The organism is Cryobacterium sp. BB736, from assembly GCF_014980265.1.
Lineage (GTDB): Bacteria > Actinomycetota > Actinomycetes > Actinomycetales > Microbacteriaceae > Terrimesophilobacter.
Window position 1 is genome coordinate 38,835 of the sequence record NZ_JABXWQ010000006.1, and the last position, 16,221, is coordinate 55,055.

Sequence of the window (16,221 nt, forward strand, 5' to 3'; positions counted from 1 at the left end):
AACCGACCACCGTCCCGTAGCACTCGCGGAACTACGACCGCGCCGACACCCGCTTGGTCTGGTACGCCCAGATCGCAATCTCAACCCGGTTGCGCGCGGACAGCTTCGTCATCAGGCTCGCGACGTGAGTCTTCACCGTGCTCAGGGTGATGTACAGCTCGGCGGCGATCTCGCTGTTGCTGAGGCCCCGGGCAACAGCAGCGAGCACCTGCTCCTCTCGCTCGGTGAGCGGCTCGACCGGTTGCGGCAGAGGCGCGGCGGGAGCGGTACTCGCGAAGGTTTCGAGCAAGCGCACGGTGACGTTGGGGGCGATGAGGGCGTCGCCGCTGGCCGCGGCGCGCACCGCCTGTCCGAGCAGCTCGGAGCCAGCGTCCTTCAGCAGGAAGCCTTTCGCGCCTGCGCGCAGGGCGGCGTAGACGTACTCGTCGAGGTCGAAGGTTGTGATGATCACGACGTTCATCGGGTCCTCGACGCCGGGCCCGGCGATGGTGCGGGTCGCCTCGATGCCGTCGATGCCGGGCATCTGGATGTCGAACAGGCACACATCCGGGCGCAGGCTGCGGGCGAGCGCCACTGCCTGGTCGCCGTCGGATGCCTGGCCCACCACCTCGATGTCCGGCTGGGCGTCGAGGATCATGCTGAGCCCCGTGCGAACCAGCTCCTGGTCGTCGGCGATGAGCACGCGGATTCTCATGTGGTCCATCCAACACGAGGGAGCACCGCGGTGACGACCCATCCGCCGCCCGGCGCGCGGGCGGACTGGCAGGTGCCGCCAAGCAGCGCGGCGCGTTCCATCATTCCGGTGATGCCGTAACCTGGCGTGGTCGCCGGCGCCACCTCACCGTCGTTGGTCACGGTGAGCTGCACTCCGCCCGCGTCCGCCTGCACAACGACCTTGATGAGGGATGCTCCCCGCGCGTGCCGCCGGGCATTCGTCACCGACTCCTGCGCCATCCGGTACACCGCGGCGGCCACCGTCGGCGGGATGCTTTCGGTGTCACCAGTGATCCGCACCTCGACGCGTGGCCCGGCCGCTTCTTCGCTCGCGAGCTGCTCGATGTCGGCGAGCGTGCGGCCTGGCGCCAGCTCTGGCGCCTCGCCCTGCCGCAGCACGCGAACCATCGAGCGCATCTCGGCCAGAGTTCTGGATGCCTCAGCCTCGATCACGCGGAGGGCATCGGTCGCAGCATCCGGCTTCAGGGCTGCGGTCGCCAACCCGGCCTGGGCGCGGATCGCAATCGCGGACACGTGGTGGGCGACCGTGTCGTGCAGGTCGCGGGCCAGCATCTCGCGTTCCATCAGCCTGGCGCCATCCAGTTCACGCATCCGGGCGCGGGCCCTGAAGCGGAGAGCGAAGGCGAGGGTGACCACAATGGCGAAGAATGCGGCTTCCCCGATGAGGTCGCCCAACACTGTGCCGGTCAACGCGGACACAACCAAGCTGGCGAGGAGGATGCCGGATCCGATCACCAGAGCGTGCCCATTGCCCCACCGGAACAGCGCGTAGAGCGTGAAGAGGACGAACCCGCTCGTGTAGAGGAGGGAGTCGCCGAGGAACACGGACGCGAGTGCCGTGGTGCCGAACGTGATCGCGAGCATGAGCAGCGGCCGCGTCCGTCGCCACAGCAGGGTCGGGGCAGAAGCGATAACGAGGATCGCGGCCACCAGCGGCTGGGTCAGGTCGGTGCGCAGCGTCGCCTCGAGCGCCGCGGCCACAACGACCAACGCCACCAGCACCCAGTCCCGCCACACGCGCCGCGGCGGTGGGGGAGCTGCGCCTGGCGCGTTCCACGCTGAACGCAGGAGTCCGGTCACGTCCTCATGATAGGAGCGCATCAGCGTGCGGCCCCGGATGCCCGGGCTAGACGCGCACGTCGAAGGATCACGAACTCCGCGACGCCGGCGTTGATCACCCAGGCTGCGCCCATGAGCAGCGCGTCGGTCAGGCTGTCGACCGGTCCGACGGCGAGGATCCACACCGCGAAGACCAGGGCCTGGGTTCCGGCGGCGATGCCGAGGGCGTAGGCGCGCGTCATCCAGGCGCCGTGCGCGACGAAGTCGCGGCGCCGGATGCTGGTGATCCCGAGTACGAGGCAGGCCACCATCGCCGAACCGAAGGCCAGGCGGATCACCATGAGCAGCGCGCTGTCGCCACCGGGGAACGAGTAGAAGGCCGCCATCCATAGGCCGGAGAAGGCGGCGACGAAGCCGGCGGGGATCAGGACCAGCCCGGCGATGCGATGCCAGCTGCGCCTGCGGCGCAGCGCGGGGACGAACTGGAACGCCCCGAGCAGGCAGTACACCGTCGCCCCCACGATGTGGGCGATCACCGGAATCGACGAGGCGAAGAAGCGAGCGTTGTCCGCGGTGATGGCGCCGCCTGCCAGCTGGGTGAGCCGGAACATGCCGGCGATCACCGGGATCAGGCTGAGCAGGATGAGGCCGGATGCGGCAAGCCAGCCGCTGCGCTGCTTTGTTCGGTCACGCTGGGGCTGCCCCGCGCTCGTGCGGGTGATGGTGATTCGGGAAGTCATACCCCGATGCTCGCTTGATTGCCCGGCCACGACATCGGGAGAGCGGACGAGCCGGAAACCGTACTTTCGGCTGATCGGAATCAGGCCGATCTGCCGATGTCAGCCGTTCGAGGGCGGACAAAAATCGAACCATGACAACGAACACCACCATGACAGCGGCCGTGTACCGCAAGTTCGGCCCCCCCGAGGTCGTGCAGGTCGAGACGGTCCGCAAGCCGACCCCGAAGGCGGGCGAAGTCCTCATCAAGGTCCACGCCAGCACCGTCAGCGTGGCCGACCACCGCTCCCGCAGCCGCGACATTCCTGCCGGACTCGGCCTCATGGCCGCCTTCGGCCTGGGCGTCTTCCGCCCCCGCAACCACATCCTGGGAATGGATGTCGCCGGCGTCGTCGAAGCGGTCGGCGCCGACGTCACCAGCTTCACTCCGGGCGACCGGGTGATCGCCATGATGGGCGGCAAGTTCGGCGGCCACGCCGAGTACGCCTGCGTCGCCGCGGACGGCGCCATCACCCGCGCCCCCTCCAACATGAGCTTCGAGCAGGCGGTGACGCTCCCGTTCGGCGGCAGCACCGCCCGAGAGTCCCTGAACCAGGTCGCGATCAAGCCGGGCGACACCGTGCTCGTCAACGGCGCATCCGGTGCCGTCGGAACCGCGACGGTGCAGCTGGCCAAAAACCTGGGCGCGCATGTCACCGGCGTCACCAGCGGAGCGAACCGGGAACTGGTCACCTCGCTCGGCGCCGACCGTGTCATCGACTACACAACGGATGATTTCACCGCCGAAGGCAAGGAATACGACGTCATCGTCGATTGCGTCGGCAACGCCCCGTTCGAGCGGGTCGAATCGTCGATCAAGCCCGGCGGCGCCCTGCTGCTGGTGATCATCGACCTCAAGGGGATGCTCAAGGCGCGCGGGCAGAGCCGCAAGAGCGGCAAGCGCGTCATCCCGAACCTCGGCAAGTACCGCGCCGACGACCTGGCCTACATCGTCAGCCTCGCCGAATCCGGCCGCTACCAGGCGGTCATCGACCGCACCTACGACCTCGCCGGCACCGTCGAAGCGCACCGCTACGTCGACACCGGACGCAAGAAGGGCAACGTCGTGCTGCGCATCTCCACCCCCGACAACAACCATCAAGGACAGAACTCATGACCATCCCCGCACCCGAAACCGACCCCCGCCGCCTGAGAATGAGCGGCCTGCACATGTTCCTCCTCATCGCCGGCGTGCTCGGCGCCGGAGGGTCGCACCGGCTCCTCGGCGATATCGACCTCCTCGGCTGGGGAATCGGCGCACTCGCCGCCAGTGTCGCACTTATCCTGTTCGGTGCGGTCGGGCTGGGCCGGAGCATCCGCTCCACACCGATCGCCCCCGACGGCTACCCGACTCGGCTCGAGGGCCAGCTGGACCCAGCGCTGTCCCGCGGCATGTGGCTGGTGAAGTGGCTGCTGGCTTTCCCGCACTACATCGTGCTCGCCATCCTCTGGGCGGCGTTCCCAATTGTGGTGCTGGCATCCGGTCTGGCGATCCTGTTCACCGGCCGCTACCCGGCGTCCTTGTTCGAGTTCGTCGTCGGTGTGCTCCGCTGGAACTGGCGCGTCGTGTTCTACGCCACCGGAGTGCTCGCCACCGATCAGTACCCGCCATTCACGCTCGCCCGCGCCGACTTCCCGGCGACGTTCGACGTGGCCTACCCCGACCGGCTGTCCCGCTGGAAGGTGCTGGTCAAGTCGTGGCTGCTCGCATTGCCGCACCTGATCATCGTCGGCATCCTGGCCGGTCTGCTGTGGGTGTTCTCCGACGGCCCGGGCGTTGGCGGACTGGTCGGCCTCCTGGTGTTCATCGCCGCGCTCATCCTGCTGTTCACCGGCGTCTACAACTCCGGCCTGTTCAACCTGGTGATGGGCATCCACCGCTGGATCTACCGGGTCTACTCCTACACATCGCTGCTGCGGGACGACTACCCGCCGTTCCGGCTCGATCAGGGGCCGCTGGAACCCGCGTACCGCTGACCCACTCGCTGTCCCACCTCAGCGCACTACGCGTGTGCTGAGGTGGGACAGCAGTTGACAGTAGTACTTGCCACCTTCCGAGGACGTTTGTGCCATCAGAGGCCGAACGGTCGCCGTCGTATGGCACGAACCTCATCGGAACTACGGCCGCGACGACATCAGACGAGCGCGTTGATGGCTGCGACCGCGTCCTCGGTGTCGACACCGAACCAGTCCGGATCGCTGAACCATTTGAGGCCAACCGCCCTGAATTCCTCGATGGTGATGCGTCGGCTTGAACGCAGGATGGTGGCAATTTCGTCTGCCTCCAGCCGGTACTCGTCTTCGGGTGCAACCCGGCCGGGCTCCAACCCGAACGGGTCGTACTCGCTCAGTATTCGCAAGACCGCGTCGCTGCGTCCCATCGGTGTGACCTCTTCTGATCGACGGTTGAAGAACCGATCATTCTGACACGTCGCCAACGGTCGTAGTGCGCGGCGCGGCGGATGCACGCAGCCCCCGCAGTGCCTCGCTGGGACTGGCCGTGGCTATTTCAGCAGGCGCGATAGCACGCGGTCGGCGAGCGGTTTGCCGCCGGTCTGGCAGGTCGGGCAGTACTGCAGGGTGGAGTCCGCGAAGATTACCTGCCGCACGGTGTCGCCGCAGACCGGGCATGGCTCGCCGGTTCGGCCGTGCACGCGCATCCCGGACTTCTTTTCCTTCTTGAGCTCGGATGCGGCAAGGCCCTCTGAGCGCGAGATCGCCTCGCGCAGGGTCGTCTGGATGGCGTCGAAGAGGCGGTCTGCGTCGTCCGGGCTCATCGCCGCGGGCTTGAAAGGGGACATCTTCGCCACGTGCAGGATTTCGTCTGAGTAGGCGTTGCCGATGCCCGCGATGGTGGACTGGTTGCGCAGGACTCCCTTGATCTGCGCGCGGCCGGCGGCGGCAAGGATGCGTTGGAAGGCCGCGAGGGTGAAGCCGTCGCTGAGGGGATCGGGTCCGAGCCTGGCAATGCCGGGGACCTGAGTCGGCTGCTCGACCAGGTAGATCGCGAGGCTCTTCTTGGTGCCGGCCTCGGTGATGTCGAGACCGGTGCCGTCGTCAAGCAGCAGCTGGGCGGCGAGCGGGCTTTTCGGGCTGCGGGCCGGGGCGGGGCGGGTGCCGTCATTCCACCGCACCCAGCCGGCTCTGGCCAGATGCATCACCAGGTGCAGGTCGCCGATGTTCAGGTCGAGGAACTTCCCCTGCCGGGTGACCGAGTGGATGACCTGGCCGTCCAGCGCCGACGTGGGCGGATCGAACGTCTTCAGCGCCGCGAACGACAGAAGGTCGAGCCGTGCGACAACCCGGTCGCGGAGGCGTCCTTCAAGGTCGGCCGCGAGCGCGTGTACCTCGGGGAGTTCGGGCATGCCCCCCAGTCTTCTGCCACCTGCCGACATCCGTCCAGAGGCCGGTGCCCAGACCGCGCCGACTGACCAACGAGCAAAGCTGCCTCGGATGTCGGTGGCCGCCGATACGTTGATGTTGGTCAAGATCTCCCGCGAAAGTCCTCCGGCATGCGGGAGAGGCAACCGCGCGACGCGCACGGTGCCCCCGGAGGAAGACCTGCCCATGCCGCCCGGCTAGGGAACCGCGATCAACTTGGGAGTCCCAATGGAAGACCTCACCCACACCAACACATTTCTTTGCGTCAACGATGAGCCGTGCCGTCTCTATCGACCGGGGCATCACATCCACGCGATCCACTGGTCGGCTGCCCACCGCTCTCCGGAGTTCTTGCAGGATGCGATCGTCCGTGCGGTGGAGGGCGGTCGTGTCGATGTCGAGTACCTCGACGGTCGCTCCGAAACCTACTGGAACCACCACGACCTGGCCGCCGCGCTCTCGCCAGGAGACCCGGTGAGCATCCACTCGCGATTCCACCTGCTGATCGTCGGAATGCGAAGCTTCAATGTGGCCGACGAACCGCTCTAGCGGGCGCGACGGCAACCGGCGCTGATGGGCGTTGGGTTGTGGCGGATCAGAACATCGCGTAGCTGAAGCTGGTCAACGCGGTGGAAATGAGGGTCACCAGCGCGAAAACCCCGGCCCCCAGAGCCATCGCCGCGAGGACCTTCCTGCGCCCCGGCAGCGCGAGCGCGATTCCGCCGAGGATGACCGTCAGCACCGCCAAGGCGATGCTGACGAAGGTGCGGATGGGCGTCATCAGTTGCAACGCAGCGATGTCGCCGGCGACCACGGCGCTTAGGTACAGGAACTGGAAGACGACGCCGACGACGAGCATCAGGCCGGCGACTCCAGCGGCTGCGACGCCCAGCGGGTTGCCGGCCGGTCGAACCGCGGTCTCGACTGTGGGGCTGAGGTTGGACGGGGCCGGGGAGTATGGCGAGCTGTGGGTCACGCGGTCAGCTTAGCGGCGGGGCTGCGCGGCGCCTCTTTCCGCCGCCGATCTGGTGCGCGCATCCGTCGCTTCACGAGAATGTCCGTAGCGGAAGGTGATGACGCCAGCCGCGAGCTGCGAAAGGACACTTCCACCGTGACCAGAACCAGGCGCCTGGCGCTAGCGGCCGGGATCTTCTACCTCCTGACTTTCGCCTTCTCGATTCCCGCGTTCTTCCTCTACGAGCCGGTGCTGACCGACCCGAACTACATCGTCAGCGCGGGCGGGGCCGACACCCGGATAATCCTCGGCGCATTCCTTGAGATGCTCACCGCGCTGGCCGGCATCGGAACCGCCGTCGCGGTCTACCCGGTGATCAGGCGGCAGAGCGAGGGCGCGTCATTGGGCTTCGTGACGACCCGGCTCTACGAGGCGGCGGTGATGATCGTCGGCGTGCTGGCGCTGGTCACGATCGTGAACCTGCGGGTGGCCGGCACCGGCAGCGGGTCTGAGGACGACCTTGCGATGGTCGCGGTCGGACAGGCGCTGGTCGAGATTCGCGACCAGACAGCGATCTTCGGGCCGGGTTTTGTCCCCGCCCTGAACGCACTGCTGTTCGGCTACGTTCTGTACCGGTCGCGGCTGGTGCCGCGCGTGATTCCGGCGTTGGGACTGATCGGGGCACCGCTGCTGCTCGCATCCGTGACGGCGCGGATCTTCGGATTCGACGACCAGCCGCTATTCGGCGCGGTCGCGCTGGCGCCGATCTTCTTCTGGGAGCTTTCCATCGGGCTGTGGATGACGTTCCGAGGCTTCAATCCATTGGCGCTGGCGTCGCTGGGCTTCGACGAGAGAGACGCGGGTCGCTCGACTGGACCAGGCCTGGTATCGAATGGCGACATCTCGTGATGCCAGCAGCAGAGCATCTGCTCCCGGCCAGGGGTGAGGATTGGTTCGGCCGTACCTAAGCAGCGGGGTGCTTCAGTCGCTATTCGATTCGTCGTTCGACGATCCTCCTGGCTTGGACCGCTTACCGAACGCTGCCCCGAGGCCGGCGCCGATAGCGATCCCCATTGCCAGACCCAGCCCCATGTTGTCCATGGATGCGCCGAGGGCCGCGCCCATGGCCACCCCGATGCCCAAGCCGGTCGCCATGACGGAGCCGTTGCCCTGACTGTCATTAGCCATGCCCTCACGGTAGTGACCCCGGTTCGGTCAGCACATCCATCGCAAGTCGGAGATTTGGAACCTACGGGCGACTGAGGTGACCCGCGCCACCGGGAGGCGCCGACCGAGGTCGCCGATAGAGGCGGCGGACGGCGGCGTGGAGTCACACCATGGCAGAGCCCGCTCGGCGGCGCTCCATCCCGAAAGCTAGGTGGCGGCTTCCATGTTCTTTCCGACCACGTCGAGGGTCTGCTGCAGCTGCTCAGTGGGGCTGAATTCGACGATTTCAGTGCCGGCATGGAGCACCGGGGTGTGACCCGGCGGGACGTAGTAGGCATCGCCGGCCTCGTAGGTCTCGTCGCCAGAGGCGGTTTTGTACGTCACTTTGCCGGTCAGAACGTATCCCCAGTGGGCTGCCTGGCATTGGTCGTTCGGCAGGCCCTTGAAGAACTCGGTGAGGTCGGCGTCGGCGGTGTACTTCTCGAAGGACACCGTGTAGCCCCCCTCGAACTTCTCCAGGTGACCCTCGTAGCCCTCCATCTCAACGGTTTCCGAGGCGTTGCTCTTCGATGTCTTGGGCATGTTCTCTTCCTTTCCGATGGGCCCGTATCTGGGCGAGCCACCCTTCAGCAATCGCTGTTGGGTGAAGTGCCCCCATTCGGCCGGGCCGCAGTTGCCGACCATGGCCGATTCCCCTGTCGTGCGGTACTCGCGAGGAAGTCCAAGACTGGACGTCGAGTGCGGCCGGCGCGCCGACGCGCCAAGACTGGGCGAACGTCAGCGCCATCGGGCGGGTCAGCGCGCTCTTGGGCGTTCCGTGCGAACTGAAACGCCGCCCCGGCCGTCGCCGGTCGTGCTTGGCCGCCGCTGATCGTCTTTCGGCGAGCGGACCGTGCCCGTCCATGGTCCCGATCCTCCTCCCGCGCTCGGTCGGATGTCCAGCACGAGTTGTTCGCGCGCGAACGGCACGAGCGCGGGGCGGCGACCGAGGCCGGTTACTGAGGCAGAGGGACGGCCGCGATTGTTTCGCAGGCTGGGCTGCGTCAACGGAAGTGCCCCTGGAGGGACTCGAACCCCCAACCCTTTCCTTAGGACGGAACTGCTCTTCCATTGAGCTACAGAGGCAGGCGGCATCGAGTCTAGCGGGGTCGACAACAATGGATGCATGGCCCCTCGACGCATCGTCATCCTCACCGGGGCCGGCGTGTCGGCCGAATCGGGCATCCGCACCTTCCGCGCCGCCGACGGTCTGTGGGAGGAACACCGCATTGAGGACGTCGCCACCCCGGAGGGATTCGCCCGCAACCCGGAACTGGTCCACCGGTTCTACAACGAACGGCGACGGCAGCTCGTCAGCGGCGACGTGCATCCGAATGCCGCGCACCTCGCGCTCGCCCGGCTCGAGGCCGAGCATCCCGGCGACCTGCTGCTCATCACCCAGAACATCGACGACCTGCACGAGCGCGCCGGGTCCCGCAATGTGCTGCACATGCACGGGGAACTGCTCCGGATGCGCTGCACGCGCTGCGAGGTCGTGCACGAGATCAGCGGCGACATCCGGACCGAGGATCGCTGCCCCGGATGCGGCGCCACCGGCACCCTGCGGCCGCACGTCGTGTGGTTCGGTGAGATGCCGCTCGAGCTCGACGCGATCTTCGACGCGCTCGAGGCGTGCGACCTCTTCGCCGCGATTGGGACATCCGGCAACGTCTACCCGGCCGCCGGCTTCGTCGCGACCGCAGTGAACGCGGGTGCGCACACCGTCGAGCTCAACCTTGAACCCTCGGAGGTGAACTCGGCGTTCGATGAGGTGCGGCTGGGTCCGGCCACCGAGCAGGTTCCGGCCTGGGTCGACGAGCTCCTCGCCTGAGTGTTCAGCTGTCCATTGAGTCGGGAGTAGTTGCCCAATTGAGCGCTGGCATAAGGGCAACTACTCCCGACTCGATGGCGGGGCGGGAGGTCCGCTAGATGACGGTGGTCATCGTCAGCTGCAGCCCGCCTTCGACCTCGTCGAGCGTGAGCGTCGCGCGCAGTCCCTCCAACTCGGCGAGGGATGTCGCGTGCGTTCCGCCGCACGGGATGCTCGCCTCACCGTCGACCAGCTCGGCCACCCACGACCGCCGATCGGTCAGGTGCTCGCCGTCGCGGTCGATCCGGATGGGCGCAGCGGTCGCGATCCAGCCCGCAAGAGCCGCGTTCACCGCATCCTGAATCGCGGGCAGGTCGTCCGCGAGCCCGTCGGTGGTGAAGCCGCGCTTGCGCAGCGCCTTGCCGAGCCGGTAGGTGTCGACCGAGCCGTGCGGGACGATGGTCGAGGTCTCGTTCGCCTCGGCGTCGAAGTTCGGTGCTCCCAGCGCATCCGGGCGCACCTCCTTGCGCCAGCGGTCGGTCATCGCCCGGTTCAGGGCGAGGGACGCGAGGTGGCACCCGGTGTGCCCGACCGACAGCGCCCGGCGGTAGTCGCCGTCCACCTCGACCGTGACCTCGGTGCCCTCCACCGGCGCATCCGGAACCAGGTGCGCGACCACGAACGCCCAGCCCTCGGTGCCCTTGCGCACCGGAATGTCGCCGCCGAAGTGCAGCGCCGCACTGTCGGTCGCCGCGACGATGGCGTCGCTGACGGATGCCTCGCCACCCTCCCAGCGGATCACCGCCCGGTCGGCGGCCTGGTCGGGCCAGCCGGCATCCACCGGGTGCACCGGCGTGCGGTCGAGGAGCACCGCGAAGCCGGCATCGACGGGTTCAACATGCAGCACGGTCGCGGTGCCGGATGTCGCCCCGGCCGGGTACGTGACGATTGTGTCGGTAGTGGGCAGTGTCAACGTTGCTCCAGTTTGTTATCGATGCGCCCGCTGTAGCGCCCGCATCGATAACAAGCGGGCGCAACGTCGGGCTAGTTCACTTCCGGGGTGTCCACGGGCTGGTCTCGACAGGCTCGCCCACCGTGGCTCACGCGAGCAGCGGACGCACGCCCGCCTCAAGCGCCAGCACCGCGGCCTGCGCGGTCGCCATCCGCTCCTCCGCAGTGCCCTCGGTGCTCGAGGCATCCAGATACACCTTGAGCTTCGGCTCGGTCCCGCTCGGACGCACGATCACCCGCGACCCGTCGGCCAGCCAGTAGCGCAGGATGTCGCTGGCCGGGTAGTCGCCGAAGCCGCCCAAGAAGTCGTCGACCCGCTCGATCGCAACCCCGCCGATCGCATCCGGCGGCGTCGACCGCAGCCGCTGCATGACGCGCGGGATCTCCGCGAGGTCTGTGACCCGCACCGACACCTGGCCGGATGCGAACGCCCCGAACTTCTCCGCGAACGCACGCAGCTGGTCGGCGATGGTGAGCCCCTGCGCCTTCAACTCGGACACCAGGTCGAGGAACGCGGCTGCGGCCGAGATGCCGTCCTTGTCGCGGACCTTGTCGGGGTCGACAAGGTAGCCGAGCGCCTCCTCGTAGCCGAATACAAGATCCGGCACCCGCGAGACCCACTTGAACCCGGTCAGCGTGTCGGTGAACCCCAGCCCGTACTGGCGGGCGACCTCGGCGAGCGCGGTCGAGCTGACGAGCGAGCAGGCCATGGTGCCGCGTCCACCCGCCGCCTCCGCCGCGCGCCAGCCCAGCAGCGCACCCACCTCGTTGCCGGTCAGGCGGCGCCAGCCATCGGCATCCGGAATTGCCACCGCCAGTCGGTCGGCATCCGGATCGTTCGCGATGATCAGCTCCGCACCGACCCTGGTCGCGGTGGCGAAGGACAGGTCAAGCGCGCCCGGCTCCTCCGGGTTCGGGAAGGCAACGGTCGGGAAGGCTGGGTCCGGCTCGCTCTGCTCGGCCACGACCGTCGGTTCGCCGAAGCCCGCCGCGGCGAACACGCGGCGGCTGGTTTCCCATCCGACGCCGTGCATCGCCGTGTAGACGGCTTTCACGGAACCCGGATGCTTCACAACACCGGCCGTGCGGCGGACGTACTCGTCGATGACGGACTCATCGGCGATCTCATAGTCGTTCGATCGGCGCAGGTCGGCGACGCTGCCGAGCGCTACCCGGAGGATGTGCTGCTCGATCTCCTGGTCGGCGGGCGAGACGATCTGAGAGCCCTCGTCGGCTCCGCCGAGGTAGACCTTGTAGCCGTTGTCGCGGGGCGGGTTGTGGCTCGCAGTGACCATCACGCCCGCGCTCACATCGAGGTGCCGCACCGCGAACGCGAGCACCGGGGTGGGCAGCAGCCGCGGCAGCAGGATCGCGCGCACCCCGGCGCCGGCCATCAGCTCGGTGGTGTCGGTGGCGAACACCCGGGAGTTCTTGCGCCCGTCGTAGCCGACCACGACACTCGGCTGCGGGTTACTCGCGAGCAGATAGGCGGCGAGGCCGGCGGCCGCTTGCGCGACGACGACCCGGTTCATCCGGTTCGGGCCGGCCGCGAGCTCGCCGCGCAGGCCGGCGGTGCCGAATTCCAGGCGCGTGCTGAACCGATTGTTCAGCTCGGCGAGGGCGCGCTCGTTGTCGGCCTCGGCATCCGCGATCAGCCCGTTCAGTTCGGCGCGGGTCTCGGCATCCGGATCCTGGTCCGCCCAGGCGCGGGCGGCCGCGAGCAGCTGGTCGGTGCTCTGCGCCTCCATCAAAGCTCCGCCACGATCTTGGCGAGCAGCGCGCTGATCACCGGCTCGGCGGTGCGCCCGGCCTCGATGACCTCCGCATGGCTGAGCGGCGTGGTCTGGATGCCCGCCGCCAGGTTCGTGATGAGCGACATGCCCAGCACCTCCATGCCAGCTTCGCGCGCTGCGATCGCCTCGAGCGCGGTCGACATGCCGACGATGTGGCCGCCGATGGCCTTCGCCATCTGCACCTCAGCCGGCGTCTCGTAGTGCGGGCCGCGGAACTGCACGTACACACCCTCGTCGAGGCCGGGGTCGACCGACTTGGCGAGCGCGCGCAGTCGGGAGGAGTAGAGGTCGGTCAGGTCGACGAACGTCGCACCCTCGAGCGGAGAGTCGGCGGTGAGGTTGATGTGGTCGCTGATCAGCACCGGCTGCCCTGGCTTCCAGGACTCCCGGATGCCGCCGGCGCCGTTGGTGAGGATCATCACCTTCGCGCCGGTCGCGGCCGCCGTGCGCACGCTGTGCGCCACCCGGCGGACGCCGTGGCCCTCGTAATAGTGCGTGCGTGCGCCGATGATCAGCGCTCGCTTGCCGCTGGGGAGGAGAAGTGAGCGCAGCGACCCGACGTGGCCCTCGAGCGCCGGCTTGCTGAAGCCGGCGATGTCGGTCGCGGGGAAGGTGACGGTGGTCTCGCCGATGAGGTCCGCCGCTTTCGCCCAGCCGCTGCCGAGCGTCAGCGCGATGTCGTGCTGCTCGACGCCGGTGCGCTCCGCTATCTGTTCGGCCGCCTGGCGCGCGACGTCGAAGGGATTCGCGGCCGGATCGTCCAGCGGATTCGAGTGTTCGTTGATCATTGCACCACTCTAAATGAACCGTCCTTCGCGGCATCCGGATGCTGGTGGCCGCAAGCCGCCCCGCGACTGGGGAAGAATGGTCACATGGCCTACGAGTTCGAGCGCAAACAACGGATCGCGATTCTCGGTGGAGGCCCCGGGGGGTATGAGGCGGCGCTGACTGCCGCGCAGCTCGGCGCGGAGGTCACCGTGGTCGAGCGCGTCGGGGTCGGCGGGTCGGCGGTGCTGACGGACGTCGTGCCATCCAAGACACTTATCGCCACCGCCGAGGCGGCGAAGGCGGTCGAGGGGTCGGTCGACCTGGGTGTGCAGTTCTTCGTGAAGGGGGACAGCGGCCTGGCGCAGAAGCCCGAGGTCGCAGTCAACCTGGCCGCGGTGAACCGGCGGCTGCTGACCCTCGCATCCAAGCAGTCCGAGGACATGACCCAGACCCTCCTTCGCGCCGGCGTGCGGATCATCCAGGGCGACGGCCGGCTCGACGGCCCGCAGCGCATCGTGGTGTCGACCGGCAGCGGTAAGAAGCGCGTCGACTTCGACGCCGTTGACGCCGACACCATCGTCGTCTCGACCGGATCAACGCCGCGCATCGCGCCGACCGCGCAGCCGGACGGCGAGCGCATCCTCACGTGGACTCAGGTCTACTCGCTCGACGAGGTGCCGGAGCGGCTCATCGTCGTCGGCTCCGGCGTGACCGGTGCGGAGTTCGCGTCCGCCTACAACGCGCTCGGCTCGAAGGTGACGCTGGTCTCCAGCCGCGACCAGGTGCTGCCGGGGGAGGATGCCGACGCCGCGCAGGTCATCGAGCGCGTGTTCAAGCGCAACGGCATGACGGTGCTTTCCAAGTCCCGGATGGCGTCGGTTGAGCGCACAGAGGACGGCGTGGTTGTCACGCTCACGGACGGTCGCACCGTCGAGGGCTCGCACTGCCTGCTCGCGCTCGGGTCGATCCCGAACACGCAGGACATCGGTCTGGAGGAGGCCGGCGTGCAGCTGACCGAGTCGGGGCACATCCGGGTGAACCGGGTGGCGCGCACGTCGATGCCGAGCATCTACGCTGCCGGCGACTGTTCGGGGTTCCTGCCCCTCGCATCCGTCGCCTCGATGCAGGGTCGCACCGCGGTCTTCCACGCGATGGGGGATGCGGTGACGCCGACCGAGCTGCGCAACGTGACCTCGAACATCTTCACCCAGCCGGAGATCGCGACCGTCGGATGGTCGCAGAAGCAGATCGAGGACGGGCTCGCCCAGGGCGACATCTACAAGCTGCCGCTCGCGCAGAACCCGCGCGCGAAGATGCTGGGCATCAAGGACGGTTTCGTGAAACTGTTCGCGCGCACCGGGTCTGGGACCGTCATCGGCGGTGTTGTGGTGGCGCCGAAGGCGTCGGAGCTGATCCTGCCGATCGCGATCGCGATCGAGCATCGGCTCACGGTTGACCAGCTGGCCTCCGCGTTCAGTGTGTACCCGTCGCTGTCGGGCTCGATCACGGATGCGGCGCGCGCGATGCATATCGTGCGCTGACCCGCCGCCGAGCGCCGCCCAATTGTGCGAGTGCTCGTGCAATATCGCGCGCGCTCGAACAATTGGGCGGCGCTGGCGAGCGGCACTCTCGCCCTCAGCAGGCGCGCTCGGCGCGCACGACTCACAGCCTCCAAGCATCCGGTCCCGCGCCGGGTCGAGTTCGAATCACGATGGTGCATGACCGTCATCACAGCTCCGTGGCGTGAGCGCTTCATCCTGGCTTCGGATGCCGTCACACCGGGACAGAGGTCTGCCCTACGGCGGGCGGTCGAAACGGGTTCGCTGCGGCGGGTCTGGCGTGGTGTCTACCTCCCAGAAGGCGACTGGCGTATTTTCGACAGAGACGCCCGCTATCTCGCCGTCGTCCAAGCAGTCGCGCTCGCGTACGACGGCAACTTGGTGTTCTCGCACCTTTCGGCTGCGGCGCTCTGGGGTCTCCCAATGGTGGGATATTGGCCGAAGGAGGTGCATGTCGTCGATGAACGGACATCCGGCGGGCGAGCCCGACAAGGCCTAGCGTGCCACTCAGAGGGGATACCTGATGGCATCGTGCAAATTGACGGACTGTGGGTGACGCCCCTCCCGCGAACGGTGATCGACACCGCCCGAACGAGCCTTTTCGGCACCGCTGTCGCAATGGCCGATCACGCGATCAGCCCGAGTCCTCTTGATGCTCCGAGTGACTGGCAGGCGACCGACCTCGAGACGCTTCACTCTGAATTGGATCGAGTGCGCACCAGTCGCGGTGTCGTTGCTACGCGCCGTGCGCTCGCGTTTGCCGACCCACGCAGTGGCTCACCCGGTGAATCTCTCAGTCGTGTCGCGATCCACCTGCTGGGCTTCCCGCCGCCGGAGCTTCAAGTCGACTTCTCGGATTCCAAGGGAAGGATCGGCACAATCGACTTCTGGTGGCCCGAGTCGAACCTTATCGGCGAATTCGACGGCGCCGGCAAGTACCTCCGCGACCAATACACGGGAGGTCGCGAGCCAGCCGAGATCGTCATGGCGGAGAAGAAGCGCGAGAACCGGCTTCGAGCGGTCGGGCCCGGCCTCACACGGTGGGATTGGCCAATCGCGGCATCCCTGCCATCCCTTCGCCGACACCTCGTGGAGGCTGGGCTGCGCCCCGAGCGCCGTGCAATTGTGCGAGAGCACGCGCACTATCCCGTGCGCTCGCACAATTAA

At 67.7% G+C, this 16,221-nt stretch carries 18 protein-coding genes, 1 tRNA gene and 1 riboswitch; of the genes, 7 read left to right on the forward strand and 12 right to left on the reverse strand.

Annotated features, from left to right (window positions below; genetic code table 11):
- Positions 1–31: 31 nt before the first annotated feature.
- From IRG63_RS12440 to IRG63_RS12450, 3 genes are read right to left on the reverse strand one after another with little or no spacing between them, the layout of a single operon-like run.
- On the reverse strand, positions 32–694 hold the full coding sequence (locus IRG63_RS12440; protein WP_193510326.1) for a response regulator transcription factor: 663 nt from the start codon (positions 692–694) through the stop codon (positions 32–34).
- A complete protein-coding gene (locus tag IRG63_RS14130; RefSeq protein WP_193510327.1) occupies positions 691–1,815 on the reverse strand; it encodes a histidine kinase in 1,125 nt (374 codons plus the stop codon). The genes IRG63_RS12440 and IRG63_RS14130 overlap by 4 nt, the downstream gene beginning before the upstream one ends.
- A gap of 20 nt (positions 1,816–1,835) precedes the next feature.
- Positions 1,836–2,534 carry a DUF2306 domain-containing protein gene (locus tag IRG63_RS12450; RefSeq protein WP_193510328.1) on the reverse strand — a complete coding sequence of 233 codons (699 nt, stop codon included), beginning with the start codon at positions 2,532–2,534 and terminating at the stop codon, positions 1,836–1,838.
- 131 nt (positions 2,535–2,665) lie between these two features.
- On the opposite strand from IRG63_RS12450, the gene IRG63_RS12455 reads away from it, so the two are divergent.
- Complete coding sequence (locus IRG63_RS12455) at positions 2,666–3,688, forward strand: NAD(P)-dependent alcohol dehydrogenase (protein ID WP_227412151.1); 1,023 nt, start codon at positions 2,666–2,668, stop codon at positions 3,686–3,688.
- Positions 3,685–4,548 (forward strand): DUF4389 domain-containing protein, encoded by an 864-nt coding sequence (locus tag IRG63_RS12460; RefSeq protein ID WP_370566263.1) that lies wholly within the window; start codon positions 3,685–3,687, stop codon positions 4,546–4,548. The genes IRG63_RS12455 and IRG63_RS12460 overlap by 4 nt, the downstream gene beginning before the upstream one ends.
- Before the next feature lie 158 nt (positions 4,549–4,706).
- Here the strand turns inward: IRG63_RS12460 and IRG63_RS12465 are convergent, their stop codons facing one another.
- Both IRG63_RS12465 and IRG63_RS12470 read right to left on the reverse strand, forming a co-directional pair.
- Positions 4,707–4,952 (reverse strand): hypothetical protein, encoded by a 246-nt coding sequence (locus IRG63_RS12465; RefSeq protein WP_193510329.1) that lies wholly within the window; start codon positions 4,950–4,952, stop codon positions 4,707–4,709.
- A 123-nt stretch (positions 4,953–5,075) separates the two neighbouring features.
- Entirely contained in the window at positions 5,076–5,936 is an 861-nt protein-coding gene (locus IRG63_RS12470; RefSeq protein ID WP_193510330.1) for an Fpg/Nei family DNA glycosylase, read from the reverse strand.
- Between the two features lie 117 nt (positions 5,937–6,053).
- A riboswitch (SAM riboswitch) is annotated at positions 6,054–6,166 on the forward strand.
- Positions 6,167–6,180: 14 nt separating this feature from the next.
- Between IRG63_RS12470 and IRG63_RS12475 the strand changes: the two genes are divergently transcribed.
- Positions 6,181–6,501: a hypothetical protein gene (locus IRG63_RS12475; protein ID WP_168626393.1), complete on the forward strand. Its 321-nt coding sequence runs from the start codon at positions 6,181–6,183 to the stop codon at positions 6,499–6,501.
- 46 nt (positions 6,502–6,547) lie between these two features.
- Here IRG63_RS12475 and IRG63_RS12480 read toward each other — a convergent pair whose 3' ends face one another.
- Entirely contained in the window at positions 6,548–6,928 is a 381-nt protein-coding gene (locus IRG63_RS12480; protein ID WP_168626394.1) for a hypothetical protein, read from the reverse strand.
- A 135-nt stretch (positions 6,929–7,063) separates the two neighbouring features.
- Here IRG63_RS12480 and IRG63_RS12485 point away from each other — a divergent pair, with 135 nt between their 5' ends.
- The gene (locus IRG63_RS12485; protein WP_349236132.1) at positions 7,064–7,816 is read left to right on the forward strand and encodes a DUF4386 domain-containing protein; all 753 of its coding nucleotides are present in this window, start codon (positions 7,064–7,066) and stop codon (positions 7,814–7,816) included.
- A 72-nt stretch (positions 7,817–7,888) separates the two neighbouring features.
- On the opposite strand, the gene IRG63_RS12490 is transcribed toward IRG63_RS12485, so the two are convergent.
- The 3 genes from IRG63_RS12490 to IRG63_RS12500 all read right to left on the reverse strand — a co-directional run bounded on the left by IRG63_RS12490 (position 7,889) and on the right by IRG63_RS12500 (position 9,199).
- Positions 7,889–8,095: a hypothetical protein gene (locus IRG63_RS12490; RefSeq protein ID WP_193510432.1), complete on the reverse strand. Its 207-nt coding sequence runs from the start codon at positions 8,093–8,095 to the stop codon at positions 7,889–7,891.
- A gap of 186 nt (positions 8,096–8,281) precedes the next feature.
- Complete coding sequence (locus IRG63_RS12495) at positions 8,282–8,656, reverse strand: hypothetical protein (protein WP_227412152.1); 375 nt, start codon at positions 8,654–8,656, stop codon at positions 8,282–8,284.
- A gap of 471 nt (positions 8,657–9,127) precedes the next feature.
- Positions 9,128–9,199 (reverse strand) — tRNA-Arg (locus IRG63_RS12500).
- Between the two features lie 40 nt (positions 9,200–9,239).
- Here IRG63_RS12500 and cobB point away from each other — a divergent pair.
- Positions 9,240–9,944: a Sir2 family NAD+-dependent deacetylase gene (gene cobB, locus IRG63_RS12505; protein WP_193510332.1), complete on the forward strand. Its 705-nt coding sequence runs from the start codon at positions 9,240–9,242 to the stop codon at positions 9,942–9,944.
- A gap of 94 nt (positions 9,945–10,038) precedes the next feature.
- Here the strand turns inward: cobB and IRG63_RS12510 are convergent, their stop codons facing one another.
- From IRG63_RS12510 to IRG63_RS12520, 3 genes are all read right to left on the reverse strand, one after another.
- Complete coding sequence (locus IRG63_RS12510) at positions 10,039–10,896, reverse strand: metal-dependent hydrolase (protein ID WP_193510333.1); 858 nt, start codon at positions 10,894–10,896, stop codon at positions 10,039–10,041.
- 127 nt (positions 10,897–11,023) lie between these two features.
- Positions 11,024–12,682, reverse strand: coding sequence for a phospho-sugar mutase (locus IRG63_RS12515; RefSeq protein WP_193510334.1), 1,659 nt, complete (start codon positions 12,680–12,682; stop codon positions 11,024–11,026).
- Positions 12,682–13,515, reverse strand: a complete 834-nt coding sequence (locus tag IRG63_RS12520; protein WP_193510335.1) for a purine-nucleoside phosphorylase — start codon at positions 13,513–13,515, stop codon at positions 12,682–12,684. Before IRG63_RS12520 ends, IRG63_RS12515 begins: the two co-directional genes overlap by 1 nt.
- An 84-nt stretch (positions 13,516–13,599) precedes the next feature.
- Between IRG63_RS12520 and IRG63_RS12525 the strand changes: the two genes are divergently transcribed.
- Together IRG63_RS12525 and IRG63_RS12530 are read left to right on the forward strand one after the other, a co-directional pair.
- Positions 13,600–15,036 carry an NAD(P)H-quinone dehydrogenase gene (locus IRG63_RS12525; RefSeq protein WP_168626401.1) on the forward strand — a complete coding sequence of 479 codons (1,437 nt, stop codon included), beginning with the start codon at positions 13,600–13,602 and terminating at the stop codon, positions 15,034–15,036.
- A 177-nt stretch (positions 15,037–15,213) separates the two neighbouring features.
- Positions 15,214–16,221, forward strand: a complete 1,008-nt coding sequence (locus tag IRG63_RS12530; protein ID WP_193510336.1) for a hypothetical protein — start codon at positions 15,214–15,216, stop codon at positions 16,219–16,221.

Coding starts and splice junctions, on each gene's coding strand:
- IRG63_RS12515 (WP_193510334.1), bottom strand. CDS start 12,682: ATGGAGGCGCAGAGCACCGACCAGCTGCTCGCGGCCGCCCGCGCCTGG.
- IRG63_RS12490 (WP_193510432.1), bottom strand. CDS start 8,095: ATGGCTAATGACAGTCAGGGCAACGGCTCCGTCATGGCGACCGGCTTG.
- IRG63_RS12450 (WP_193510328.1), bottom strand. CDS start 2,534: ATGACTTCCCGAATCACCATCACCCGCACGAGCGCGGGGCAGCCCCAG.
- cobB (WP_193510332.1), top strand. CDS start 9,240: ATGGCCCCTCGACGCATCGTCATCCTCACCGGGGCCGGCGTGTCGGCC.
- IRG63_RS12520 (WP_193510335.1), bottom strand. CDS start 13,515: ATGATCAACGAACACTCGAATCCGCTGGACGATCCGGCCGCGAATCCC.
- IRG63_RS12495 (WP_227412152.1), bottom strand. CDS start 8,656: ATGCCCAAGACATCGAAGAGCAACGCCTCGGAAACCGTTGAGATGGAG.
- IRG63_RS12440 (WP_193510326.1), bottom strand. CDS start 694: ATGAGAATCCGCGTGCTCATCGCCGACGACCAGGAGCTGGTTCGCACG.
- IRG63_RS12460 (WP_370566263.1), top strand. CDS start 3,685: ATGACCATCCCCGCACCCGAAACCGACCCCCGCCGCCTGAGAATGAGC.
- IRG63_RS12455 (WP_227412151.1), top strand. CDS start 2,666: ATGACAACGAACACCACCATGACAGCGGCCGTGTACCGCAAGTTCGGC.
- IRG63_RS12465 (WP_193510329.1), bottom strand. CDS start 4,952: ATGGGACGCAGCGACGCGGTCTTGCGAATACTGAGCGAGTACGACCCG.
- IRG63_RS12530 (WP_193510336.1), top strand. CDS start 15,214: ATGACCGTCATCACAGCTCCGTGGCGTGAGCGCTTCATCCTGGCTTCG.
- IRG63_RS12470 (WP_193510330.1), bottom strand. CDS start 5,936: ATGCCCGAACTCCCCGAGGTACACGCGCTCGCGGCCGACCTTGAAGGA.
- IRG63_RS12475 (WP_168626393.1), top strand. CDS start 6,181: ATGGAAGACCTCACCCACACCAACACATTTCTTTGCGTCAACGATGAG.
- IRG63_RS12525 (WP_168626401.1), top strand. CDS start 13,600: ATGGCCTACGAGTTCGAGCGCAAACAACGGATCGCGATTCTCGGTGGA.